Genomic DNA, 23,386 nt, shown 5'->3' on the forward strand with positions numbered 1-23,386 from the left:
TGCTGGAGGGCGTCATGGCAAGCCTGACCATCCGCAAGCTTGACGAGAACGTCAAAACTTATCTGCGGCTGCGCTCGGCCAGGAACCACAGGTCGGTCGAAGAAGAGGTCCGGGTCATCCTGCGGGAGCTGATCGAGGGCCGCGAGGAGCCGCTGACGCCGTTTGCGGTGCCGCCGGCTCCATCCACGACCACTATGCCCCAGCGCACCGGCGCCCTTCCCGAGGCCGGCGTCACCCTGATCATCGGCGGCGGGATCGCGGCCTACAAATCGCTTGATCTGATCCGCAGGCTGAAGGAGCGCCGCATCGAGGTCCGCTGCGTGCTGACCAAGGCGGCGCAGCAATTCGTCACGCCGCTGGCCGTGAGCGCGCTCTCGCATGAGCGCGTCTATACCGACCTGTTCGATCCCCAGAGCGAGTTCGACGCCGGCCATATCCGCCTCGCGCGCGATTGCGACCTGGTCGTGGTCGCGCCGGCCACCGCCGACCTGCTGGCGAAGATGGCGAATGGCCATGCCGACGATCTCGCCAGCGCCATCCTGCTTGCGACCAACCGCAAGGTGCTGCTCGCGCCGGCGATGAATCCGCTGATGTGGACCAACGCGGCGACCCGCCGCAACGTCGCGCAACTCCAGCGCGACGGCGTGGTGCTGATCGGGCCGAATTCAGGCGAGATGGCGGAGGCGGGCGAAGCCGGCATCGGCCGCATGTCCGAGGCGATCGAGATCGCCAATGCCGCGGAACGGCTGCTCCGGCCGCCGGTGCCGCGCCCACTTGCCGGCAAGCGCGTGCTGATCACCGCAGGTCCCACCCACGAGCCGATCGATCCGGTGCGCTATATCGCCAACCGCTCCTCCGGCAAGCAGGGCTTTGCGATTGCTGCCGCAGCACAGGCCGCGGGCGCCGAGGTGATCCTTGTGAGCGGCCCGGTCGACCTCGACGATCCCCATGGCGTGACGGTGAGGCACGTCGAATCCGCGCGGCAGATGCTGGACGAGGTGCAAGCCGCGCTCCCCGCCGACATCGCCATCTTCGCCGCCGCTGTCGCGGACTGGCGCGTCGCCACTGAGGGCGAGCAGAAGCTGAAGAAGACCGCGGCCGGCATGCCGCCGCTTCACTTGGTCGAAAACCCCGACATCCTCGCCACGATTTCGAAGCTGACCGAGAAGCGCCCGCCGCTGGTGATCGGCTTTGCCGCCGAGACCGAGCATCTGATCGACAACGCCAAGGCAAAACTCGCCCGCAAGGGCTGCGACTGGATCGTCGCCAACGACGTCTCACCCGCCACCGGCGTGATGGGCGGCGATCGCAACACGGTCCATCTGATCAGCCGCAAGACGGGTGCGAAGGACGGCGAGATTGCAGTTGATTCCTGGCCGGTGATGACCAAGGAACAGGTCGCCATCGAGCTGGTCGCGCATGTCGCCAAAAGCGTGACCGGCAAATCCCTGGAGTCCGCATCTTGAGCACGACAATCACGGTCGAACTGCAACGCCTGCCCCACGCCGAAGGCCTGCCACTGCCGGGCTATCAGACCGCAGAAGCCGCTGGCCTCGATTTGATGGCGGCGGTGCCGGACAGCGAGCCGCTGACGCTCGCACCAGGCCAATATGCGTTGGTGCCGACCGGACTTGCGATCGCCCTGCCACCGGGCTTTGAGGCCCAGGTGCGGCCGCGCTCGGGCCTTGCGGCCAAGCACGGCGTCACCGTGCTGAACGCGCCGGGAACGATCGACGCGGACTATCGCGGCGAGATCAAGGTGATCCTGATCAACCACGGTGCGGCGCCGTTTGTGATCAAGCGCGGCGAGCGCATCGCGCAGATGGTGATCGCCCCCGTGGTGCAGGCCGCGCTGGTTCCGGTCGCGACGTTGTCGGAGACCGATCGCGGCGCCGGCGGTTTTGGATCGACGGGGCGGTAGTTTTCTTGCCTCTCCCGCTTGCGGGAGAGGCCGTCGCGCTCGCAGAGCGCGGCGGGTGAGGGTTCTTTCCTCCGGGCGAGTGTCCCGTTGCGGAGGCACCCTCTCCCCAACCATCCCCCGCAAGCGGGGGAGGGAGCGCACCATCATGTGGCAAGCCACACGCACCACCCGCTAACACGCGAGAATCCCAACCGGATCACCCGCAGAACTACGTGAGGCGGGAACTCCGCGCCCGGCATTTTTGTGGGGCCGGCTTTGCGTTCACGATCTGGACTCTTACCGGTGGAGTCGCGGTGAGGGTATTGTCGTTTGATTCGCGTGCGGCGGGGGTCGCCGCGCGCAAATTCGTGCGGTCTTGGGGCAACTATGTCAGGCGTGATCGTGTCGATGCGTCGGACGCTGTTGTCGTGCACATCGTTGGCGCGCAACAGCTTGTTGGCAGGCGCTCTCGCAGCGTTGCTGCCGGCTGCGCCGGCTGAGGCCGCCGACCTCGTCGACACTCTCTCCATCATGCTGGACTTCAACCGGCAGGAACTCGCGGTGCTCGCCACCGCGCTGGCTCTGCTCGGCTTCTCGGTCATGGCCGCGATCCTGTTGATGCGCACGCGCGTGCGCACGGCAAAGAGCGAGGCGCGGCTGCGCGCGCGGATCGGGGAACTCCAGCTCCAGGCCGACCGCTACGGCGCGCTGCTGTTTGCCGAGCCGCAGATCATGATCTCCTGGCCCGCCGGCGACAACCGCGCCCAGATTGCTGGCGACATCTCGATGGTGCTGCCGCGCGACTCCTCGCCACAGCGGGTGCTAGCGTTCGGAACCTGGCTGCCGCCGGAACCCGCGCTCCAGATGGACCACGCGGTCGATGCGTTGCGCGACCGTGGCGACGGATTCCAGCTGACGCTGACCACCGCCAACGGTCACACGCTGGAGGCTATCGGCCGCGCCATCGGCGGCCAGGCCATTGTCAGGATTCGCGAACTTTCGGGCCTGCGGCGCGATCTGGCCGAGACCCATCTGCGCTACAAGGCGCTCTCCGACGAGACCGAGATGTTGCGCGGCTTTGCCGCCGCCGCGCCCTGGCCGATCTGGGCCAAGGCCGAGAACGGTGCGCTGACTTATGCCAATCCGGCCTATGTCCGCGCGACCGAGGCAAACAGCGTCTTTGATGCGCAGGAGCGCAAGCTCGAGCTGCTCGACAGTGCCGACCGCACCGCGATGGAGCGGGGCCTGAAGGACGCCGACAATTTCGCCTCGCGGCTGCCGATCGTGGTCGGCGGCGAGCGGCGCATCTATGACGTGCGCGCCGTCAATGTCGGCAGCGGCAATGTCGGCGTCGCCATCGATGCCAGCGAAGCCGATGCGCTGAGCTCGGCGCTGGTGCGGATGGCTGAGGCACATCGGCGCACGCTCGACCAGCTCTCCTCCGGCGTCGCCGTGTTCGACGGCCAGCGCCGGCTCGCCTTCTACAATGATTCCTACCGCCGGCTGTGGGATCTCGACCGGGCCTTCCTCGACGCCAATCCCGATGATTCCAGCGTGCTCGACCAGCTCCGCGCCGCGCGCAAATTGCCGGAGCAGCCGGATTTCCGTGCCTGGAAGGCAAAATTGCACGAGGCCTATCGCGCGGTCGAGACTGCGAAAGACACCTGGTACCTGCCCGATGGCCGCGCGCTCTCGGTCGTCACCACGCCGAATCCGGAAGGCGGCGTCACCTATCTGTTCGACGACGTCACCGAGAGTCTCGACCTCGCCCGCCGCTTTGACGGCCTGATCCGGGTCCAGCGCGAGACGCTGGACAGCCTCGCCGAAGGCGTCGCGGTGTTCGGCAGCAATGGCAAGGCCCAGCTGTTCAACCCGGCCTTTGTCCGGATGTGGAAGCTCTCCAGCGACGCCATGCGCGACGAGCCGCACATCCAGACCGTCGAAGGCTGGTGCCATCAGCTGTTCGACGATCCCGCGGTGTGGCGGCAGATCCGCGAGGCCATCACCTCGATCGAGAACCGCGGCGACGTGCCGCTCAAGCTGGAGCGCAAGGACGGCAGCGTGCTCGACGGCATGATCCGCCCGCTGCACGATGGCGCCACCATGCTGACGTTCCAGGACATCACCGACACCGAGAATGTCGAGCGCGCGCTGCGCGAGCGCAATGAGGCGCTGGAGGCCGCCGACCAGATGAAGGTGGACTTCGTCCACCACGTCTCCTACGAGCTGCGTTCGCCGCTCACCACCATCATCGGCTTCGCGCATTTCCTCAGCGATCCCTCGACCGGGCCGCTGACGCCGAAGCAGGCCGAATATCTCGACTACGTCACCAAATCGACCAACGCGCTGCTCGCGCTGACCAACAACATCCTCGATCTCGCCACCATCGACGCCGGCGCGATGAAGCTGGAACTCGGCCCGGTCGACGTCAGCAAGGCCATCGAGCTCGCCGCCGAGGGCATCCAGGACCGGCTCGCCACCGACCGCATCCGCCTCAAGGTCGAGATCGCGCCCGATGTCGGCAGCTTCGTCGGCGACGAGAAGCGCGTGGTGCAGGTGCTCTATAACCTCCTCGCCAACGCGGTCGGGTTTTCTCCACAGGATTCCACCGTCGGCATCAGCGCGCGCCGCACCGAGCGCAGCGTGGTCTTCACCGTGACAGATTCCGGGCCCGGAATACCCGCCGACATGAAGGACAAGGTGTTCAACTGGTTCGAAAGCCGCTCGCAGGGCTCGCGTCACCGCGGCGCCGGGCTCGGCCTGTCGCTGGTGCGCTCCTTCGTCGAGCTGCATGGCGGCAAGGTGCGGGTGGATTCGAGCGTCGGCCGCGGCACGGTCGTGATCTGCGACTTCCCGACCGACCAGGCGGCGCATCGCGACGCCGCCGAATGATCGCGCCCACCACATTCTCCGTCGCGCTGCACAACGAGACGGCCACCGCGCAATTGATGGCCGACCTCGCGCTGCTGGTCGGCGCCGGCGACGTCATCACGCTCACCGGCGATCTCGGCGCCGGCAAGACCGCGGCCGCGCGCAGCCTGATCCGCTACCTCGCCGGCGACGACGAGCTGGAAGTACCGAGCCCGACCTTCACGCTGGTGCAGGGCTACGAGCTGCCACCCTTTCCGGTGATGCATGCCGATCTCTATCGCATCGAGGACGCGAGCGAGCTCGAGGAGATCGGACTGTCGCCGCTCCCCGATGCGACGCTCGTCGTGATCGAATGGCCCGAGCGCGCACCGTCGGCCATGCCCGAAGACCGCATCGACATCGCGCTGACGCATCGGCCCGCACTGGGATCAAACGCGCGCGCGGCCGACATCACCGGTTACGGCAAGGCCGCCGCGACTATTGCGCGGCTGAAGGCGCTGCGGGAATTCCTCGACGTATCAGGTTACACGGATGCAACGCGTAAGCGCATGCCGGGCGACGCCTCGACCCGCTCCTATGCACGGCTCGTGCGCGGCGAGGAGATCGTCATTCTCATGAACTTTCCGCAGCGGCCTGACGGCGCGGCGCTCTACAACGGAAAGTCCTACAGCGCCGCCGTGCATCTCGCCGAGAACGTCAGGCCGTTCGTCGCCATCGACGAAGGCCTGCGCGCACAGGGCCTTTCGGCACCCGTGATCCATCATGCCGATCTGGACCATGGCTTCCTGATCACGGAGGATTTCGGCAGCGAAGGCATGATCGAAGGCGATCCGCCGCGACCGATTGCCGAGCGCTACGAGGCCGCGATCGACGCGCTCGCCATGCTGCACGGCAGGACGCTGCCGGAGACGTTGCCGCTGGCGGACCAGACCTATGCCATTCCCGTCTTCGACACCGAGGCGCTGCTGATCGAGATCGGCTTGATGCCGGAATGGTATCTGCCGGACCGCAACGCCGCACTGAGCGCGGCGGCACGCGCGGAGTTTTTCGCGATGTGGCGCGAGTTGCTGAAGAAGCCGCTGGCCGCGCCGAGAACCTGGATCATCCGCGACTACCACTCGCCCAATCTGATCTGGCTCGGTGACCGCAGCGGCATCGCGCGCGTCGGCGTGATCGATTTCCAGGATGCGGTGCTGGGCCCGCAATCCTATGACGTCGTTTCGCTGCTCCAGGATGCGCGCATCGACGTGCCCGAGAACATCGAGTTGGCGCTGCTGTCGCGCTACATCAAGGCGCGCCGCGCGGACGATGCGAGCTTCGAGGCGGCCGGCTTCGCCGAGCTCTACGCCATCATGTCGGCGCAGCGGAACACGCGCCTGCTCGGCACCTTCGCCCGGCTCAACCGCCGCGACGGTAAGCCGCATTACCTTCGCCATCAGCCGCGGATCTGGACCTATCTCCAGCGCTCCCTCGCGCATCCAGCGCTCAGCTCTTTGCGCGAGTGGTATCTCGCCAACGTGCCGCCGCCCCAAACCTGATCCGGAACCGATTTACCGCCTGTTAGCCATCCCATCGGTATCATCGGCCGCAGGCAGCCGGACAAAATACGGGCTGGAGCAAGGTCATATGGCGGTGAAGACGGACCAGCGCGGCAACAGCCGGGTTGTTTTCGAACGCGGAATTGCGGCCCAGATGATGGGCATCGACGGCACCTGGCGGCGCGACTGCACCATGGAGGATGTCTCCGAGAGTGGCGCCAAGCTGACCATCGACGGTTCGGTCGAAGGGCTCCACCTAAAGGAATTCTTCCTGCTGCTGTCGTCCACCGGCCTTGCGTACCGGCGCTGCGAGCTGGCTTGGGTCAATGGCGACCAGATCGGTGTCAATTTCCTCAAGCTTGGCGAGAAGAAGAAAAAGGCGCGTTCCACACCCGTCGGGGCGTGACGGCAACATTCGTCGCACAACCGTCACGGCGGGTGGTTAAGGCGGTTAGGATGCGGTGCGGCTGATTGCGGTTCGTGCTAGGATTGTTGCGAACGCGAAATCCTGAAGTTCCGAGTCCAGGAGTCTGGATTCAAGATTCCGAGAAAGACAGGTACAAGAAAGCAAACGATGTCCGTCAAACCGACCAAAGCCATGGTGCTCGCCGCGGGGTTCGGCCTGCGCATGCGTCCGTTGACGGACAAGATGCCGAAACCCCTGGTGCGGGTGGCCGGCCAGCCGCTGCTCGACCATGTGCTCGATAAGCTCGGCCATGCCGGCGTGAGCGAAGCCGTGGTCAACGTGCACTATCTGCCCGACCAGATCATCGATCACGTCGCCACCCGCCAGCATCCGCGCGTGACCATCTCGGACGAGCGCGACCAGGTTCTCGGCACCGGCGGCGCCGTGGTCAAGGCGTTGCCGCTGCTCGGTGACGCGCCGTTCTTCCACGTCAATTCGGACACGCTGTGGATCGACGGCGTGCGTTCGAACCTGGCGCGGCTTGCCGAAAACTTCGATCCCGCGCGGATGGACATCCTGCTGCTGATGGCGCCGACCGCGACCAGCATCGGCTATAGCGGCCGCGGCGATTACGGCATGACGCCCGACGGGAGCTTGCGCAAGCGCAAGGAAAAAGAGATCGTTCCGTTCGTCTATGCCGGCGCCGCGATCCTGTCGCCAGCGATCTTCGCCCATGCGCCGCAGGGCGAGTTCTCGCTGACAAAAATGTTCGACCGCGCCAACGAGCAGGAGCGGCTGTTCGGCCTCCGCCTCGACGGCGTCTGGATGCATGTCGGCACGCCCGACGCGGTGCACGCCGCGGAAGAGGCGTTTCTGGAGAGCGTGGCGTAGGGCTGCTCTCTTGTCCCGGACGCGGTGCGGCGCGAAGTGCCGCTCCGCAGAACCGGGACCCACTCCATCGTCACTCGTGGAACGAAGCAACCTGGGCCCCGGCTCAGCATCGCATCCCTACGTGCTGCGCTGCGTCCGGGGCACGAGAGCGGCGTAAAGCGAACAGCGGGGACGATTTCGCCTTGGCCCATATTCATTTGAGTCCACCTCCCTATATTGGCGCCTGATCCGAATCAGGCAGCCCATGCGCGTTTTCAGCGTTCCCCTCTCAGTTCCGTTCCTGCGCACGGTCGTATCGAGCCTGCTCGACGGCCGGCTGGTCGATGGATTCGCGGCGCGCAAGGAACCGGCGCGGCTGGCCGACGCCACGCTGTACCTGCCAACGAGACGCGCCATGCGCGTCGTCCGCGAGATTTTTCTCGACGAGATGAAGGCCGATGCCGTGGTGTTGCCGCGCATCGTCGCGCTCGGCGACATCGACGAGGACGAGCTCGCTTTCGCCGACGAAGGCGAACAGTTTTCCGGCGCAACACCGCTCGACATTCCGCCGCGGCTCGGCGAGCTCGAACGGCGGCTGACGCTGGCGCAGCTCGTCGCGGCCTGGGCCAAGGGCCCGGTGTTGTCGCCGCTGGTGGTCGGCGGCCCCGCCTCGACCCTTGCATTGGCTTCCGATCTCGCGCGCCTGATCGACGACATGGTGACGCGGGGCGTCGACTGGAGCGCGCTCGACGGCCTCGTGCCTGATCAGCTCGACCGCTACTGGCAGCACTCCCTCGAATTCCTGCGTATCGCCCGCATCGCCTGGCCCGGTCATCTCGCCGAGATCAACCGGATCGAGCCGGCGGCACGGCGCGATCTGCTGATCGCCGCGGAAGCGAGGCGCCTGACCGCGCATCCCAATGGTCCCGTGATCGCGGCAGGCTCGACCGGCTCGATGCCGGCGACCGCCAAATTCCTCCATGCAGTCGCCTCGCTGCCGCACGGCGCCGTCGTGCTGCCGGGCCTCGACACCGATCTCGACGACGATGCCTGGCGCAGCATCGGCGGGGTGCGCGACTCGCTCGGCAAACTCGCGGAGCATCCGGCCTCGAACCATCCGCAATATGCCATGCACGCGCTGCTGGATCGCTTCGGCATCAAGCGCAGCGACGTCGAGATTCTGCAGCCGCCTACTGAAGGCGGCCGCGATCTGCTCGCCTCGGAATCGATGCGGCCATCGGCCAAGACGGAAGTCTGGCACGACCGGCTGAAGCAGCCGGATGTCGCAGCGAAGATCGCCGGCGGCCTGAAAAATCTCGCGGTGGTCGAAGCGCCCAACCCTGAAATGGAAGCACTTGCGATCGCCATTGCGATGCGCGAGGCGCGGCATCTCGACAAGTCCGCAGCGCTGGTGACGCCGGACCGCGCATTGGCGCGGCGGGTGATGGCTGCGCTCACCCGCTGGGATCTCGCCTTCGACGATTCCGGCGGCGACGTGCTGATGGAAACCTCAGCCGGCGTTTTCGCGCGGCTTACCGCCGAGGCGGCAACCAGGGGCCTGGAGCCGCCGACGCTGCTGACGATGCTAAAACATCCGCTGTGCCGGCTCGGCCGCACGGCGGGCGCCTGGAAAGCTGCAATCGAGGCCCTCGAGCTCGCGGTGTTGCGCGGCACGCGTCCGCCCGCGGGCACCGGCGGCCTGTTGCGCGAGTTCAACCGCTTCCGAGAGGAGCTGACCAAGCTGTGGCGCAGCGAGGTCTCCGCGCTTCACAAGGCTGAGCGGCGCGCGCGTCTCAAGGCCGAGGATCTCGATCGCATCCAGGCGCTGATCGATGCCTTGCAGAAGGCCCTGGCGCCGATCGAGAGCCTCGCGTCATCGCAGCCATTCGATTTCGCCGAGCTCGCGCACCGCCATCGGGAGATCATGATCGAGCTGTCGCGCGACGAGCAGGGCATCCCGCTGGCTTTCGAGGAACGCGAAGGCCTTGCGCTTGCGAGCGCCTTCGACGATCTCCTGCGCGGCGGCAGGATCAGTGGGTTGATGGTGACGCTGCCCGACTACGCCGACGTCTTCCAGACCGCGTTCAGCGATCGCGCCGTGCGGCGGCGTGACAAGCCGGGCGCGCGGCTTCAGATTTACGGCCCGCTGGAATCGCGCCTGATGCAGGCCGACCGTATCATCATCGGCGGGCTGATCGAGGGCGTCTGGCCCCCGGCGCCGCGCATCGACCCCTGGCTGAGCCGGCCGATGCGCCACGAACTCGGTCTCGATCTGCCAGAACGCCGCATCGGCCTTTCCGCGCATGACTTCGCGCAGCTGCTCGGCGGCGATGAGGTGATCCTCACCCATTCCGCCAAGGCCGGCGGCGCGCCGACGGTCGCCTCGCGCTTCCTGCACCGCTTGGAGGCCGTCGCGGGCGACGAGCTCTGGAAGGCGGCCGTTCGCGCGGGCGAAAAATACGTGCAGTTTGCGGGTGCGCTGGACCAGCCCGCCGAAGTCAAGCCGGTCAAGCAACCCGAGCCGCGGCCGCCGCGCGCAACGCGGCCGCTGAGCATCTCGGTCACCGCGATCGAAGACTGGCTACGCGACCCCTACACGATCTACGCAAAATACGTCCTGCGGCTGGATGCGCTCGATCCCGTCGACATGCCGCTCTCGGCCGCCGACCGCGGCTCGGCGATCCATGAGGCACTCGGCGAGTTCACCGAGACCTATGCTGCGCATCTGCCCGACGATCCCGCCCGCGTGCTGCGCGCGATCGGCGAAAAGCATTTTGCGCCCTTGATGGAGCGGCCCGAAGCGCGGGCGCTCTGGTGGCCGCGCTTCCAGCGCATTGCGCGCTGGTTCGGCGAATGGGAGACGGCGCGGCGCGACGCGATCGAGGCCATCACCGCGGAGACGCGCGGCGAGATCTCGATCCCGCTCGACCACGGTCGGAGCTTCCGCCTCTCCGCACGTGCCGACCGCATCGAGCGGCGCCAGGGCGGCGGCTACGCCATCCTCGACTACAAGACCGGCCAGCCGCCGACCGGCAAGCAGGTTCGCATGGGCCTGTCGCCGCAGCTCACGCTGGAGGCCGCGATCCTGCGCGAGGGCGGTTTCCCTGCCATCGACGCCGGTTCGTCCGTCAGCCAGCTCGTCTATGTCCGCCTGAGCGGCAACAATCCGCCGGGCGAAGAGCGCATCCTCGAGCTCAAATACAAGCAGGGCGACGAGCCGCAGCCGCCGGATATTGCGGCCGCCGAGGCGCGGGCCAAGCTGGAGGCACTGATCCGCGCCTTCGAGGACGAGAACCAGGCCTACACCTCACTGAACCTGCCGATGTGGACCAACCGCTACGGCACGTATGACGATCTCGCTCGGATCAAGGAATGGTCCGCGGCCGGCGGCCTGGGGATCGAGGAATGGTGAAGCTACCCCGCCCCATTCCCGACGAAGTGCGCGCAAGGCAAGCGCGCGCATCCGATCCGACCGCGTCGGCGTTCGTGTCGGCCAATGCCGGCTCGGGCAAGACGCATGTGCTGGTGCAGCGCGTGATCCGTCTGCTGCTCGCGGGCGTGCCGCCGGAAAAGATCCTCTGCATCACCTTCACCAAGGCGGCGGCCGCCAATATGGCCGAGCGCGTGTTCACCACGCTCGGACATTGGGTGACGCTTGACGATGAGGCGCTCAACGGAGCGATCAAGTCGGTTGGCATTCTCCATCCTGATCGCGAATTACGGCGCAAGGCACGGAAGTTGTTCGCCTGCGCGCTGGAGACGCCGGGCGGGCTGAAGGTGCAGACCATCCACGCGCTGTGCACGCGTCTGCTCCAGCAATTTCCGTTCGAGGCCAACGTGCCGGCGCGCTTTGCCGTGATCGACGAGCGCGACCAGACCGACATGATGGAGCGCGCCAATCTGAAGGTGCTGCTCGAGGCCGCGCGCGACCCCGAGAGCGTCACCGGCCGCGCGCTGCTGACGGCGATGGCAAGCGCCGCCGATGTCACCTTCAAGGAGGTGGTGCGCGAGGCTTGCCTGAGCCGCGACCATTTCATGGCCTGGACAGATGAGGCCGGCAACGCGGAAGCTGCCGTCGCGCAGATGGGGGCCGTGCTGGGCGTTGGGGCCACCGACCGGATCGAAGACGTCGAGACGGAGATTCTCGACGGGCCGTTCCTGCCGCGCGCGCGCTGGGACGACATCGCCTTTGCGCTGGAGGACGGCAGCAAGTCCGACAACGAGCAGGCGAGCCGCCTTCGCGAGGCAAAAGTGTTCTCCGGCGCAGCACAGGTCGATGCCTATCTCTGCGTCTTCCTCACCGACGAGAAGCTGCCGCGCAAGGCGGTGCTGACCAAGAAGTTTGGCGAGCACAATCCGTCGGTCGCGCGGCTGTTCGAGAACGAGGCGCAGCGCCTCGGTGGACTGATCGAGAAGCGCCGCGCCGTGACCATGCGCGACCGCACCGCGGCGCTGCTGCATATCGCGACTGCGGCCGCTGCGAACTACCGCCGCGAGAAGCAGGAGCGCGGCTTGCTCGATTACGACGACCTGATCGACAAGACTCTGGCGATGCTCGACCGCATCGCCTCGGGCTGGGTGCATTACAAGCTCGACCGCGGCGTCGATCATGTCCTGATCGACGAGGCCCAGGACACCAGCCCGCGGCAATGGGACATCGTCGCGCACATCATCTCCGAGTTCACGGCCGGCGAAGGCGCGCGCGAGGGGCTGAACCGCACTGTCTTCGCGGTCGGCGACGAGAAGCAGTCGATCTTCTCGTTCCAGGGTGCCGACCCGCACGAGTTCGACAAGCGCAAGCGGGAGTTAGACCGCAAGTTCAGAGCTGCCGGACTGAAATTCGATCCGGTCGCCTTCACCTATTCGTTCCGCTCGGGCGCCGCGATCCTGCACTCGGTCGATCACGTCTTCCGTGATCCCACGATCTACAAGAGCATCCATTCGATCGAGACCGGCCACCCCCTGCACAATGCGCTCGCCGATGCCGGCCCCAGCGTGATCGAGTTGTGGGACCTGGCCGAGGCTGACGACCGGCAGGAGATCGAAGGCTGGCGCGCGCCGTTCGACGGCGTTGCTTCAACCAGCCCCGAGGTCAAGCTCGCCCGCCGCATCCAGACCGAGATCAAGCGGCTGGTCGAGAGCGGCACGCTGACCGGGCACGAGGGCGAGCGGCGGCCGCTGCGCTATGGTGACATGCTGATCCTGGTGCGACGGCGCGGCAACGCGTTCGACGCGGTGATCCAGGCGCTGAAACACGCTGGCGTGCCCGTCGCCGGCGCCGACCGGCTCAAGCTCACCGAGCACATCGCCATCATCGACCTGATGAACCTTGCGGACGCGCTGCTGCTGCCGCAGGACGACCTCGCGCTTGCGGTGGCGCTGAAGAGCCCGCTGTTCGGGCTCGATGACGACGACCTGTTCACGCTTGCCCATGACCGCAAGGGATCGCTGCGGCGCGCGCTCGGCGAGCATGCGGCAGGAAGCGAAAAGTTCGCATCCGTGCTGCGGCGTCTGGAAGCCTGCGAGGTTCGCGCACGCGAGGAGACGCCGTTCGCCTTCTACGCCTGGCTGTTAGGGGGCGACGGCGGCCGCGCGCGCATCCTGCGCCGGCTCGGCCATGAGGCCAATGACGCGCTCGACGAATTTCTGGAGCTGGCGCTGAACTACGAGCGCAAGGCCCCGGCTTCGCTGCAGGGCTTCATGGCGTGGCTGCGCTCGGCGGACACCGAGGTGAAGCGCGACATGGAGATCTCGCGCGACGAGGTACGAGTCATGACCGTGCACGGCGCCAAGGGCCTCGAGGCTTCCGTGGTGTTCATGGTCGACACCACCTCGTCGCCCGCGGATTCGCAGCGGCTGCGGCTGATCCACGTGCCGCGCGGCAATGGCGGTGAGGTGGTGGTCTGGGCCGGCCGCAAGGCCGACGATCCCAAGCTCGTCGCAGACGCGCGCAAGGCGATGCTCGAGGAGACCGAGGACGAATATCGTCGCCTGCTCTACGTCGCGATGACGCGTGCGGCCGACCGGCTGATCGTCGGCGGCTGCATGCCCGGCAACATGAAGACGGTCCGCAAGCTGAGCTGGTACGACCTCGTCGACACCGGGCTCGCCGGCTCGGGGCTCGACAAAGAGACAATCGACACCCCGCTCGGCAAGGTGACCCGGTTTGCGCGGCCGGAGGATATGGCGGCGCTGGGCACCCCGGCGACAGTCACAAACCAGACAATCGCGCTGCCGGACTGGCTGCGGACGCCGGCACCGCGCGAGACCATCGAGGACGATCCGGTGCGTCCCTCGGGCCAGTCTGCCGAGGAAGGCCGCGCTGTGCGGACTGGCGAATCAGTGCAATCCCGCGCGCTTGCGCTGCAACGCGGCACGCTGGTGCACCGGTTGCTGCAATCGCTGCCCGAGATCGCCACCGAGCGCCGGCGCGAGGCCGCGCTCGGCTTCATGGCGCGCAACGCCGCGGACTGGACCGAGGCCGACCGCACTGCGCTCGCCGACAAGGTGCTCGCTTTGATCGCCGAGCCGCGCTTCGCAGCCGTCTTTGCCGCCGGCAGCCGGGCGGAGGTCGCGATCGTCGGCAAGCTCGACCGGCCGGGCCGCGCCCCGGCGCTGGTGTCAGGCCAGATCGACCGGCTGGTCGTGCGTCCGGATGAGGTTTTGATCGTCGATTTCAAGACCAACCAGATGGCGCCCAAGAGCGCGGCCGAGGCGCCCGCGGCCTATGTCCGGCAGCTCGCGCTGTACCGGGCGGTGCTGGCGCGGCTTTATCCCCAAAAGCCTGTTCGAGCCGTCCTGCTCTGGACCGAGGCCCTTGAATATATGGAGATTTCAGCCCCCGCGCTGGACGCGGCGCTGGCATCCCTTCATCTCGGTGTGAGCGTCCTTGACCCGGCAAGGGGCCGTTCATAGGTTGACGGCATGATCCCGGGCGCGATTCCCATCCGCGCCGATTCGTTCAACCGAGTGAGGTACTCCAATGGCCGTTAGCAAGGTTTCCGACGCCGATTTCGAAGCCGAAGTGCTCAAGGCGAACGGCCCCGTGGTCGTCGATTTCTGGGCGGAATGGTGCGGCCCTTGCCGTATGATCGCGCCCGCCCTCGACGAGATTGCCGGCGCGATGGGCGACAAGGTCAAGATCGTCAAGCTCAACGTCGATGAGAGCCCGAAGACCGCGTCCAAGTACGGCGTGATGTCGATCCCGACCCTGATGATCTTCAAGGGCGGCGAGATGGCCTCCCGCCAGGTCGGCGCCGCGCCGAAGGCGAAGCTGCAGCAGTGGATCACCTCGGCGGTCTGATCCACCTCGCCTACGATTATTTTCGACAACGGCCGGCGAAATGCCGGCCGTTTGCGTTGATGGGACATGTCCTGCGTTTGACGAGTCCCATCCTTGCGTGCCCCATCCAAAAAAACTGCGCGAAAATCCACCTCCCTCGTCGCGATGGAGGCGAAGTCGGTCGACGCGATCCCGCGCGGCAAGGAGTGGCAGTACGAGCCGAAATGGGATGGCTTTCGCTGCCTGCTCTCGCGTGACGGCAGTCGCGTTGACCTGCGTTCGAAATCCGGCGAAGACCTCGCGCGCTATTTCCCTGAAATCGTCGCGGCGGCTCTGAAGCTGAAGGCGGATCGTTTCGCCCTCGACGGCGAGATCGTCGTGCCGCATGGCAAGGGTTTTTCCTTCGACGCGCTGCTGCAGCGGATCCATCCCGCCGCAAGCCGCGTGACGAAGCTCTCGGAGGAGACGCCGGCGCTCTATCTCGTCTTCGACCTGCTCGCGACGGCCCGGGACAAGCAACTTGCCGGGGAGCCGCTGAGCCAGAGACGGCCGGCACTGGAAGCGTTTGCGAAAACGAATCTGAGAGGCAGCACGTTCCGCGTGTCGCCGGCGACGACAAGTTACGCCACCGCGAAAAAATGGCTGGCGCAATCGGGCGGCGGCTCGGACGGCGTGATCGCCAAACGCGTCGACCTGCCCTACCAGGCGGGAAACCGCGAGGGCATGCAGAAGATCAAGAAATTTCGCAGCGCCGATTGCGTGGTCGGTGGCTTCCGCTATGCGACCAACAGGATCGCTGGCCGCAAGGTGGTTGGCTCACTGCTGCTCGGACTTTACGACGACAAAGGCCTGCTGCACCATGTCGGCTTCACCTCGGCGATCAAGGCGGAGGACAAGCCTGATCTCACCGACCGGCTGGAAGCTCTGATCGGTGAGCCTGGCTTCACCGGTAACGCGCCCGGTGGGCCGAGCCGCTGGTCCACCGAGCGCTCGGCGAAGTGGTGCCCGCTCAAGCCGAAGCTCGTGATCGAGGTCTGCTACGACCATTTCAGCGGCGAGCGCTTTCGCCACGGCACCTCGATCCTGCGCTGGCGCCCCGACAAGGCGCCGCGGCAATGCAGCTTCGAGCAGTTGAAGCAGAAGACGGCCGATCCGATGAAGCTGCTGAAGTGAGTTCTCGTGCCCCGGCCGCAGCGCAGCACGCACTGATGCGCTGCTGAGCCGGGGCCCATAGCGCGGCATCTGGGTCCCGGCTCTGCGGAGCAGCATTGCACGCTGCACCGCGTCCGGGACACGAGACCGGCTTACGCGGGCGGCGTGCCGTTGATCGCCAGCACATGGCCGGCGAGATAGAGTGAGCCGGTGATCAGGATGCGCGGCGGCACCTCGTAGGCGAGCTTCGCCAGGGCGCGCAGCGCGGCCTCGATGCCGGGGGCGGGCTCGACGCGCATGCCGAGGCTCCGCGCGGCGTCAGCAAGGCGGTCGACCGGCATCGCATTCTCGGTGTCGGGAATCGGCACCGCGATGATGTGGCGGGTGAGGCCGGCGAAATTGGCGAGAAAGCCAGCTGCGTCCTTGTTGGCCATCATGCCCGCGATCACGACCAGCGGCCGCGACACCCGCTCTTCGAGATCGCCGAGGGCTGCTGCCGCGACGCGCCCGCCTTCGGCATTGTGGCCGCCGTCGAGCCAGATCTCCGAGCCCTGCGGTCCCCAGGACAGCAACTCGCCCGCCGTGATGCGCTGCATCCGCGCCAGCCAGTCCGCACTGAGGATGCCGGCCTCGAATGCGGCGTGGTTGATCTTGAAGTTCGGGATCGCGCGCAGCGTCGCGATCGCAAGACCTGCATTGTCGAACTGATGGCGGCCGAACAGGCGCGGCGCTGTGAGATCCATCAGGCCGCGATCGTCGGAATAGACCAGACGTCCATGCTCGACATTGACGTGCCAAGCCTCGTTCGCGGCAAACAGCGGCGCGCGCATGCGCCCCGCCTGCGCCTCGATCACGGCCATCGCCTCGCCCGCCTGCTCGGCACAGATCACGGGCACGCCGCGCTTGATGATCGCGGCCTTCTCGCCGGCGATCGACGTTAGGGTGTCGCCAAGGAAATCCATGTGGTCCATGCTGATCGGCGTGATCACGCAGGCCGCCGGCGTATCGACCACATTGGTCGAATCCAGTCGGCCGCCGAGGCCGACTTCGAGCAGCACCACATCGGCCGGGTGCTTCGCGAATAGATGAAACGCGGCCGCGGTCTTCAACTCGAAAACTGTCGCGGCCTCGCCGGCATTGACGCGCTCGACCTCTTCCAGTGCCGCGCGCAATTCGTCGTCGCCGACCAGCACGCCGCCGCCGATGCGGCCGAGCCGGAAACATTCGTTGATGCGGACCAGATAGGGCGAGGTGTAGGCGTGGACACGCAGGCCGGCGGCTTCGAGCGTCGCGCGCAGATAAGCGAGGGTCGAGCCCTTGCCGTTGGTGCCGGCGATGTGGATCACCGGCGGCAGCTTGTTTTCGGGATGACCGAGCCGCTCCAGCAGACGGTGCATCCGCTCCAGCCCGAGATCGATGCGCTTCTGATGCAGGGCCGACAGCCGCCCGATCAACGCATCGAGCGAGGACTTTGCGCTATCGGCGGAGGCGCTCACGCGTGCGGCGCGGCCGGCGCCGTCTCAGCGGCCGATACGATCTGCGCCGGGCTGACGACCGGCTGCACCGTTTTCGATGCACCATCCTGCGCCGGCGCCTTGGTCAGCAGACGGCAGAGCCGCGCCAGGGTCGGACGCAGCTCGTGGCGATGCACGACCATGTCGACCATGCCGTGCTCTTTGAGATATTCGGCGCGCTGGAATCCCTCGGGCAACTTCTCGCGGATGGTCTGCTCGATCACGCGCGCGCCGGCAAAGCCGATCAACGCACCAGGCTCGGCGATCTGTACGTCGCCCAGCATCGCATAGGAGGCGGTGACGCCGCCGGTGGTCGGGTTGGTCAGCACGACGATGTAAGGCAACTTTGCTTCGCGCAGCATCTGGACCGCGACGGTGGTGCGCGGCATCTGCATCAGTGACAAGATGCCTTCCTGCATGCGCGCGCCGCCCGAGGCGGCGAACACGATGAACGGCGACTTCTTCTCGACCGCAAGCTCCATGCCGCGCACAATCGCCTCGCCCGCGGCCATGCCGAGCGAGCCGCCCATGAAATCGAAATCCTGCACGGCAACGACGACGGCCGCGCCTTCGAGCTTGCCGTAGCCGACCTTGATCGCGTCGTTCAGATTGGTCCGCGCGCGGGCATCCTTGATGCGGTCGGCGTATTTCTTCTCGTCGCGGAACTTGAGCGGGTCGGGCATCACGTCAGGCAGCGCGACGTCATACCAGGTCTCGTTGTCGAAGATCGACTTCAGGCGCGCCACCGCGTTCATGCGCATGTGGTAGTTCGAGCCGGGAATGACGAACTGGTTGGCTTCGACGTCCTTGTAGAACACGAGCTGTCCAGAATCCGGGCACTTAATCCACAGATTCTCCGGCGTCTCCCGCCGCAGCATGTTGCGGATCTTCGGCCGGACCACATTGGTAAGCCAGTTCATGGTTTGCTCCGATGTGCGAGCCCCTGGGGATCGCCTGAAGGATATATGGCTGCCGGGCCCGCGCGCGGCAAGCCGCCGTGTCGTCCGCCTTGGCAGCGGAATTGTGGCCTATTCGGCTGCCTGTTTCGCGCCCTTGACGCCCTGGGCCAAGGCCGCCGTCAGCTCAGCCACGGCGTTAACGGTTTTGGCGGTCGCCCGCCCCTCGGCATCGAGGCTGTTCTTGAGCGCATCGACCAGCGCGGTGCCGACCACCGAACCATCGGCCTTCTGCGCAATGGCGCGCGCCGCCTCCGGTGTGCGAATGCCAAAACCAACGCAGATCGGCAAACTGGTATGCCGCTTGATGCGCGCGACAGCTTCACCGACGGCATTGGCGTCCGCCGCTGCTGCACCGGTGATGCCGGCGATGGAGACGTAATAGACAAAGCCTGATGTGTTCGCGAGCACCGCAGGCAGGCGCTTGTCGTCGGTGGTCGGGGTCGCGAGACGAATGAAGTTCAAGCCCGCCTTCAGCGCGGGAATGCAGAGTTCGTCGTCTTCTTCCGGCGGCAAATCGACGATGATCAGGCCGTCGACCCCGGCCGTCTTGGCATCAGCCAAGAACTTGTCGACGCCGTAAATGTAGATCGGATTGTAATAGCCCATCAGCACCAGCGGCGTGACGTCGTCGTCCTTGCGGAAGGCGCGCACGAGTTCCAGCGTCTTCTTCAAGGTCATGCCGCCCTTGAGCGCGCGCAGACCTGCAGCCTGAATCGAGGGACCATCCGCCATCGGATCGGTGAAGGGAATGCCGAGTTCGATGACGTCGGCGCCTGCCTTGGGCAGCGCCTTGACGATATCGAGCGACGTCCTGAGATCGGGATCGCCGGCCATCACATAGGTGACAAAGGCCGAGCGGCCTTGCTTCTTCAGCTCGGCGAAACGGGTGTCGATACGCGTGGTCACTTGCTGTTGCCCCTCAGGATGTCGCCGACCTGCGGGACGTCCTTGTCGCCGCGGCCGGAGAGATTGACGACCATCAGGTGATCTTTTGAGCGCTTCGGCGCGAGCTCCATCACCTTGGCAATGGCATGCGCGGGTTCGAGCGCGGGGATGATACCTTCGAGCTTGGAGAGCAGCTGGAACGCGGCGAGCGCCTCGTCATCGGTCGCGGAGAGGTAGTTCACGCGGCCGATCTCGTGCAGCCAGGAATGCTCGGGGCCGATGCCCGGATAGTCGAGGCCGGCCGAGATCGAATGCGCGTCCTGGATCTGGCCGTCGGCATCCATCAGCAGATAAGTGCGGTTGCCGTGCAGCACGCCGGGGCGGCCGCCCGCGATCGACGCCGCATGCAATTGCGTGAGCCCGTGCCCCGCGGCTTCGACACCGAAGATTTCGACGGTGGGATCGTCGAGGAAGGGATGAAACAGGCCCATCGCGTTGGAGCCGCCGCCGATGCAGGCGACCAGCGAATCCGGCAGGCGGCCCTCGACCTCCTGCATCTGCGCCTTGGTCTCGTTGCCGATGATCGACTGGAAGTCGCGCACCAGCGTCGGATACGGATGCGGGCCTGCCACCGTGCCGATGCAGTAGAAGGTGTTGTGCACGTTGGTGACCCAGTCGCGCAGCGCCTCGTTCATGGCGTCCTTCAGGGTGCGCGTGCCCGACTGCACCGGGACCACCTTGGCGCCCAGCATCTCCATGCGGATGACGTTGGGCTGCTGCCGCTCGACGTCGACGGCGCCCATATAGACCACGCATTCCAGGCCAAAGCGCGCGCACAGCGTCGCGGTGGCAACGCCGTGCTGGCCGGCGCCGGTCTCGGCGATGATGCGCTTCTTGCCCATGCGCCGCGCCAGCATGATCTGGCCGAGCACATTGTTCACCTTGTGCGAGCCGGTATGGTTGAGCTCCTCGCGCTTCAGATAGATTTTCGCGCCGCCGAGATGTTCAGTGAGGCGCTCGGCGAAATAGAGCGGCGAGGGCCGGCCGACGTAGTTCTTGAGATAACCGTTCATCTCGGCTTGGAAGGCCGGATCGGCCTTGGCCGCGGTATAGGCCTGCTCCAGGTCGAGGATCAGCGGCATCAGAGTCTCGGCGACGAAACGTCCGCCGAAAATGCCGAAATGGCCGCGCTCGTCGGGGCCGCTGCGGTATGAGTTTGGTTTGGCGATGGTCATCGAACGCTCAACTCTTGAGTGGCGCGCGCGGCGCGAATGAAGGCCTCGATCATCTCGGGATCCTTGACGCCGGGGGCGCTCTCGACACCGGAGGACACGTCGACGCCGCCGGCGCGGGTGAGGCGAAGCGCTTCGGCGACATTGTCGGCATGCAGCCCGCCCGAGACCATGTAGGGCACGTTCAGATCGAGATTTTCGAGCAGGTGCCAATCGAACGGCGCACCCAGCCCGCCGGGGCGGGTCGCGTCCTTTGGCGCGCGCGCATCGAACAGGATGCGATCGGCGACTGCGGCATAGCCCGGCAACACGGCAAGATCGGCCGCGGTTGCGACCGGAACGGCCTTCATCACGGGGCGGCCGAATTTCTGCTTGATATCGCGCAGCCGCGCCACGCTCTCATTGCCGTGGAGCTGGAAGATATCCGGCGACAGCGCGTCCATGATGTTGTCGAGCGTCGCATCGTCGGCATCGACGGTGAGCGCCACTTTAAGCGCGCGCCGCTTCACCTGGCGGTCGAGGTCGCGCCCCGTCTCCAGCGACAGATGCCGCGGCGACGGCGGAAAGAACACGAACCCGACCATGTCGGCGCCGGCATCGAGCGCGACGTCAAGTGTCTCGGGCGTGGACAGGCCGCAGATTTTGACGAGCAGGGACATGGCCTCAAAGCGGGTAGCGGCCGCAAGCGGCGGCCGGAAAACGGGTTTTCGGTCGGGGCCGCTTCTACAACGTCGCGCGCTGCTTGTCTCGCCCGACGGGCCCGTAAAGGCCTGTCCCGGATGGGACGGGAAGGCGCTGGGATTCGGGCTTTGCCGCGGCCATTTGGGCCCGCAGATTGGCCAGTTCGCTCCTCGCAGCCCGCGCATCCGCATCGTTCCGCCGCGCCGCGCGCCGCCACTGCCGCTGGCCAAACCAGACGGCCAGACCGCCCGCGAGAACCCCGAGGGCGGCCACCAGGATCAGCAGCAGGAACAGCGGCAGCGTCACCGCGAACGACGGATCGTCCGAAATGAAGGGATCGAGCGAGACCGTCACGAAATGCCGGTTGGCGACAGCGAAAGCCACCAGCAGCAGGAACACTGGAATCACGATCAGCGCGGTCAGGAACTTTCGCATCGCGATCGCCCGTCTTGAATCAAGCTTGCTGCCGCACCATGCGGCCGTTCGGTAAAGCCCGGACGACAGACTTAATCTGGCGCGCCGGGATCCGGATGGTCGCGGTTCAGCCGTTCGCGCATTTCCTTGCCGGTCTTGAAGAACGGAACGCTCTTCTGATCGACCGGCACATGGGCTCCGGTGCGCGGATTGCGCCCGGCGCGTGCAGGGCGATGCTTGACCGAGAAGGCACCGAAGCCGCGCAGCTCGACGCGGTCACCGCGCGCGAGGGCCGCTACGATCTCTTCGAGAATCGCATTCACAATGTTCTCGACATCCCGCTGGTACAGATGCGGGTTGTGCTCGGCGATACGCTGAACAAGTTCGGATTTGATCATCGAGAGATAGGACCCGGGAGCGTGCGGATGACCATTTCCGTGAAAATACCGTGATCTGTCAAGACGCTAAATCAAGGTTGAGCGTCGTGAAAATACGTGACAAATGCCGAAAAAGCGAGCTGCCCTGCCACCCGTCAGACGGGAAAAACCTGCAGCGCTCGCGCGGTTCCGTCAGTTCGACGCAGCCGGCTGCCACAGAGCCAGCATTCCATCCATTCCGAGCCGATCGACGGCCTGCACGACGCCGGTTTGCGCGATCTGATGCGCGATCGAGCCCAAACCCAGCGCTTCCAGCGTCACGGCAGCCGCCGTCTTGAGGAACGGCAGATCGCCGAAGCGGGGCTCAAGCTTGTAGTCGCGCACCGAAAGGCCCTTCTTGACGCCCTTCTGTTCGACCAGCCAGGTCACGGCGTCCTTCTCGTCACCGAGCTGATCGATCAGCTTGAGATCGATCGCCTGGCGTCCGGTGAAGACGCGGCCATCGGCGACTTTTTCGAGCTGCGTGTCATCCATGCCACGCCGCTGCTTCACCAGTTCCTTGAACCAGGCATAGGAATCCTTGACCAGTGCGTCCAGCGCTGCGCGCGCTTCGGGGCTGGTCGGCTCGTAGCCGTTGGGCGCGGCCTTCAGCGGCGAGGATTTGATCTCCTCGACTTTGACGCCGACCGTCTTCAGCAGCTCCGAGACGTTGGGAAACTGGAACAGCACGCCGATCGAACCCACCAGCGAACTCTGCTGCGCGATGATGTGGTCGCTGGCAATCGCCGTGATGTAACCGCCGGAAGCGGCGAGCCCTTCGACCACGACGACGAGCGGCTTTTTTGCCTTCAGCCGTGCAAGCGAATCGTAAAGCTGCTCGGAGCCGGCGGTGGTGCCGCCCGGCGAGTTGATGTGAACGATGACGGCCGCGGCCTGCGAATTCTCCAGCCGTTCCAGCGCCTGCGTGCGTTCGGAATCGCTGCGGATCAGGCCCTCGATCTGCACCCGCGCGATCGAGCCGGCGGCGGCGAAGGTGCCGCGCGCACCGGGCGTCGCGACCAGGGCAAAGCCCGCAATCGCGGCGATCGCGATCAGCGCGGCCATCACACGCCAGAACGTCAGCTTGCGGCGAATCCTGCGGCGATCGACGATGATGTCCGAATCGAGCGACATCGGAATATCTCCAAATACAAAGTCCAGACGCGTTGTGCCGTCACAGCGTGACCATTGGCTTATCTGGATACATCAATTGCGGCGCAATTAGAAGAAAACAAGGCCGCCTGCTGCTTAGGGCAGGGGGTCGCC

At 66.1% G+C, this 23,386-nt stretch carries 18 protein-coding genes; 10 read left to right on the forward strand and 8 right to left on the reverse strand.

Annotated elements, in window-relative coordinates; genetic code table 11:
- Positions 1 to 14: 14 nt before the first annotated feature.
- The 10 genes from coaBC to JJB99_RS00365 all read left to right on the forward strand — a co-directional run bounded on the left by coaBC (position 15) and on the right by JJB99_RS00365 (position 16,040).
- Positions 15 to 1,466 carry a bifunctional phosphopantothenoylcysteine decarboxylase/phosphopantothenate--cysteine ligase CoaBC gene (coaBC, locus tag JJB99_RS00320; protein WP_200496866.1) on the forward strand — a complete coding sequence of 484 codons (1,452 nt, stop codon included), beginning with the start codon at positions 15 to 17 and terminating at the stop codon, positions 1,464 to 1,466.
- A complete protein-coding gene (gene dut, locus JJB99_RS00325) occupies positions 1,463 to 1,921 on the forward strand; it encodes a dUTP diphosphatase (RefSeq protein ID WP_200496867.1) in 459 nt (152 codons plus the stop codon). Before coaBC ends, dut begins: the two co-directional genes overlap by 4 nt.
- A 366-nt stretch (positions 1,922 to 2,287) precedes the next feature.
- Positions 2,288 to 4,792: a sensor histidine kinase gene (locus JJB99_RS00330; protein WP_200496868.1), complete on the forward strand. Its 2,505-nt coding sequence runs from the start codon at positions 2,288 to 2,290 to the stop codon at positions 4,790 to 4,792.
- Positions 4,789 to 6,309: a tRNA (adenosine(37)-N6)-threonylcarbamoyltransferase complex ATPase subunit type 1 TsaE gene (gene tsaE, locus JJB99_RS00335; protein WP_200496869.1), complete on the forward strand. Its 1,521-nt coding sequence runs from the start codon at positions 4,789 to 4,791 to the stop codon at positions 6,307 to 6,309. The genes JJB99_RS00330 and tsaE overlap by 4 nt, the downstream gene beginning before the upstream one ends.
- An 88-nt stretch (positions 6,310 to 6,397) precedes the next feature.
- Positions 6,398 to 6,715: a PilZ domain-containing protein gene (locus JJB99_RS00340; protein ID WP_200496870.1), complete on the forward strand. Its 318-nt coding sequence runs from the start codon at positions 6,398 to 6,400 to the stop codon at positions 6,713 to 6,715.
- 168 nt (positions 6,716 to 6,883) lie between these two features.
- Positions 6,884 to 7,606: a nucleotidyltransferase family protein gene (locus JJB99_RS00345; RefSeq protein WP_200496871.1), complete on the forward strand. Its 723-nt coding sequence runs from the start codon at positions 6,884 to 6,886 to the stop codon at positions 7,604 to 7,606.
- A 244-nt stretch (positions 7,607 to 7,850) separates the two neighbouring features.
- Positions 7,851 to 10,997, forward strand: coding sequence for a double-strand break repair protein AddB (addB, locus tag JJB99_RS00350; protein WP_200496872.1), 3,147 nt, complete (start codon positions 7,851 to 7,853; stop codon positions 10,995 to 10,997).
- On the forward strand, positions 10,991 to 14,500 hold the full coding sequence (gene addA / locus JJB99_RS00355) for a double-strand break repair helicase AddA (RefSeq protein ID WP_200496873.1): 3,510 nt from the start codon (positions 10,991 to 10,993) through the stop codon (positions 14,498 to 14,500). Before addB ends, addA begins: the two co-directional genes overlap by 7 nt.
- Positions 14,501 to 14,567: 67 nt before the next feature.
- Positions 14,568 to 14,888 carry a thioredoxin gene (gene trxA, locus JJB99_RS00360; protein ID WP_008540017.1) on the forward strand — a complete coding sequence of 107 codons (321 nt, stop codon included), beginning with the start codon at positions 14,568 to 14,570 and terminating at the stop codon, positions 14,886 to 14,888.
- Positions 14,889 to 15,032: 144 nt separating this feature from the next.
- Positions 15,033 to 16,040 (forward strand): ATP-dependent DNA ligase, encoded by a 1,008-nt coding sequence (locus JJB99_RS00365; RefSeq protein WP_200499998.1) that lies wholly within the window; start codon positions 15,033 to 15,035, stop codon positions 16,038 to 16,040.
- A gap of 131 nt (positions 16,041 to 16,171) precedes the next feature.
- Here the strand turns inward: JJB99_RS00365 and JJB99_RS00370 are convergent, their stop codons facing one another.
- The 8 genes from JJB99_RS00370 to sppA all read right to left on the reverse strand — a co-directional run bounded on the left by JJB99_RS00370 (position 16,172) and on the right by sppA (position 23,254).
- The gene (locus JJB99_RS00370; RefSeq protein ID WP_200496874.1) at positions 16,172 to 17,515 is read right to left on the reverse strand and encodes a bifunctional folylpolyglutamate synthase/dihydrofolate synthase; all 1,344 of its coding nucleotides are present in this window, start codon (positions 17,513 to 17,515) and stop codon (positions 16,172 to 16,174) included.
- The gene (accD, locus tag JJB99_RS00375; RefSeq protein WP_200496875.1) at positions 17,512 to 18,453 is read right to left on the reverse strand and encodes an acetyl-CoA carboxylase, carboxyltransferase subunit beta; all 942 of its coding nucleotides are present in this window, start codon (positions 18,451 to 18,453) and stop codon (positions 17,512 to 17,514) included. Before accD ends, JJB99_RS00370 begins: the two co-directional genes overlap by 4 nt.
- Positions 18,454 to 18,561: 108 nt before the next feature.
- Positions 18,562 to 19,398 carry a tryptophan synthase subunit alpha gene (trpA, locus tag JJB99_RS00380; protein WP_200496876.1) on the reverse strand — a complete coding sequence of 279 codons (837 nt, stop codon included), beginning with the start codon at positions 19,396 to 19,398 and terminating at the stop codon, positions 18,562 to 18,564.
- On the reverse strand, positions 19,395 to 20,612 hold the full coding sequence (gene trpB / locus JJB99_RS00385; protein ID WP_200496877.1) for a tryptophan synthase subunit beta: 1,218 nt from the start codon (positions 20,610 to 20,612) through the stop codon (positions 19,395 to 19,397). Before trpB ends, trpA begins: the two co-directional genes overlap by 4 nt.
- Complete coding sequence (locus JJB99_RS00390; protein ID WP_200496878.1) at positions 20,609 to 21,268, reverse strand: phosphoribosylanthranilate isomerase; 660 nt, start codon at positions 21,266 to 21,268, stop codon at positions 20,609 to 20,611. Before JJB99_RS00390 ends, trpB begins: the two co-directional genes overlap by 4 nt.
- A 64-nt stretch (positions 21,269 to 21,332) precedes the next feature.
- Entirely contained in the window at positions 21,333 to 21,725 is a 393-nt protein-coding gene (locus tag JJB99_RS00395; RefSeq protein WP_200496879.1) for a lipopolysaccharide assembly protein LapA domain-containing protein, read from the reverse strand.
- A 71-nt stretch (positions 21,726 to 21,796) separates the two neighbouring features.
- Complete coding sequence (locus JJB99_RS00400; RefSeq protein ID WP_007598410.1) at positions 21,797 to 22,102, reverse strand: integration host factor subunit beta; 306 nt, start codon at positions 22,100 to 22,102, stop codon at positions 21,797 to 21,799.
- Between the two features lie 171 nt (positions 22,103 to 22,273).
- The gene (gene sppA / locus JJB99_RS00405) at positions 22,274 to 23,254 is read right to left on the reverse strand and encodes a signal peptide peptidase SppA (protein WP_200496880.1); all 981 of its coding nucleotides are present in this window, start codon (positions 23,252 to 23,254) and stop codon (positions 22,274 to 22,276) included.
- Positions 23,255 to 23,386: the final 132 nt, after the last annotated feature.

This window comes from Bradyrhizobium diazoefficiens (assembly GCF_016616235.1).
GTDB classification, from domain to species: Bacteria; Pseudomonadota; Alphaproteobacteria; order Rhizobiales; family Xanthobacteraceae; genus Bradyrhizobium; species Bradyrhizobium diazoefficiens_H.

Excerpts from the sequence above, each read along its gene's own strand:
- coaBC (WP_200496866.1), top strand. The coding sequence starts at position 15 with ATGGCAAGCCTGACCATCCGCAAGCTTGACGAGAACGTCAAAACTTAT.
- JJB99_RS00330 (WP_200496868.1), top strand. The coding sequence starts at position 2,288 with ATGTCAGGCGTGATCGTGTCGATGCGTCGGACGCTGTTGTCGTGCACA.
- tsaE (WP_200496869.1), top strand. The coding sequence starts at position 4,789 with ATGATCGCGCCCACCACATTCTCCGTCGCGCTGCACAACGAGACGGCC.
- JJB99_RS00340 (WP_200496870.1), top strand. The coding sequence starts at position 6,398 with ATGGCGGTGAAGACGGACCAGCGCGGCAACAGCCGGGTTGTTTTCGAA.
- JJB99_RS00345 (WP_200496871.1), top strand. The coding sequence starts at position 6,884 with ATGTCCGTCAAACCGACCAAAGCCATGGTGCTCGCCGCGGGGTTCGGC.
- addB (WP_200496872.1), top strand. The coding sequence starts at position 7,851 with ATGCGCGTTTTCAGCGTTCCCCTCTCAGTTCCGTTCCTGCGCACGGTC.
- addA (WP_200496873.1), top strand. The coding sequence starts at position 10,991 with ATGGTGAAGCTACCCCGCCCCATTCCCGACGAAGTGCGCGCAAGGCAA.
- trxA (WP_008540017.1), top strand. The coding sequence starts at position 14,568 with ATGGCCGTTAGCAAGGTTTCCGACGCCGATTTCGAAGCCGAAGTGCTC.
- JJB99_RS00365 (WP_200499998.1), top strand. The coding sequence starts at position 15,033 with ATGGAGGCGAAGTCGGTCGACGCGATCCCGCGCGGCAAGGAGTGGCAG.
- accD (WP_200496875.1), bottom strand. The coding sequence starts at position 18,453 with ATGAACTGGCTTACCAATGTGGTCCGGCCGAAGATCCGCAACATGCTG.
- trpB (WP_200496877.1), bottom strand. The coding sequence starts at position 20,612 with ATGACCATCGCCAAACCAAACTCATACCGCAGCGGCCCCGACGAGCGC.
- JJB99_RS00390 (WP_200496878.1), bottom strand. The coding sequence starts at position 21,268 with ATGTCCCTGCTCGTCAAAATCTGCGGCCTGTCCACGCCCGAGACACTT.
- JJB99_RS00395 (WP_200496879.1), bottom strand. The coding sequence starts at position 21,725 with ATGCGAAAGTTCCTGACCGCGCTGATCGTGATTCCAGTGTTCCTGCTG.
- JJB99_RS00400 (WP_007598410.1), bottom strand. The coding sequence starts at position 22,102 with ATGATCAAATCCGAACTTGTTCAGCGTATCGCCGAGCACAACCCGCAT.
- sppA (WP_200496880.1), bottom strand. The coding sequence starts at position 23,254 with ATGTCGCTCGATTCGGACATCATCGTCGATCGCCGCAGGATTCGCCGC.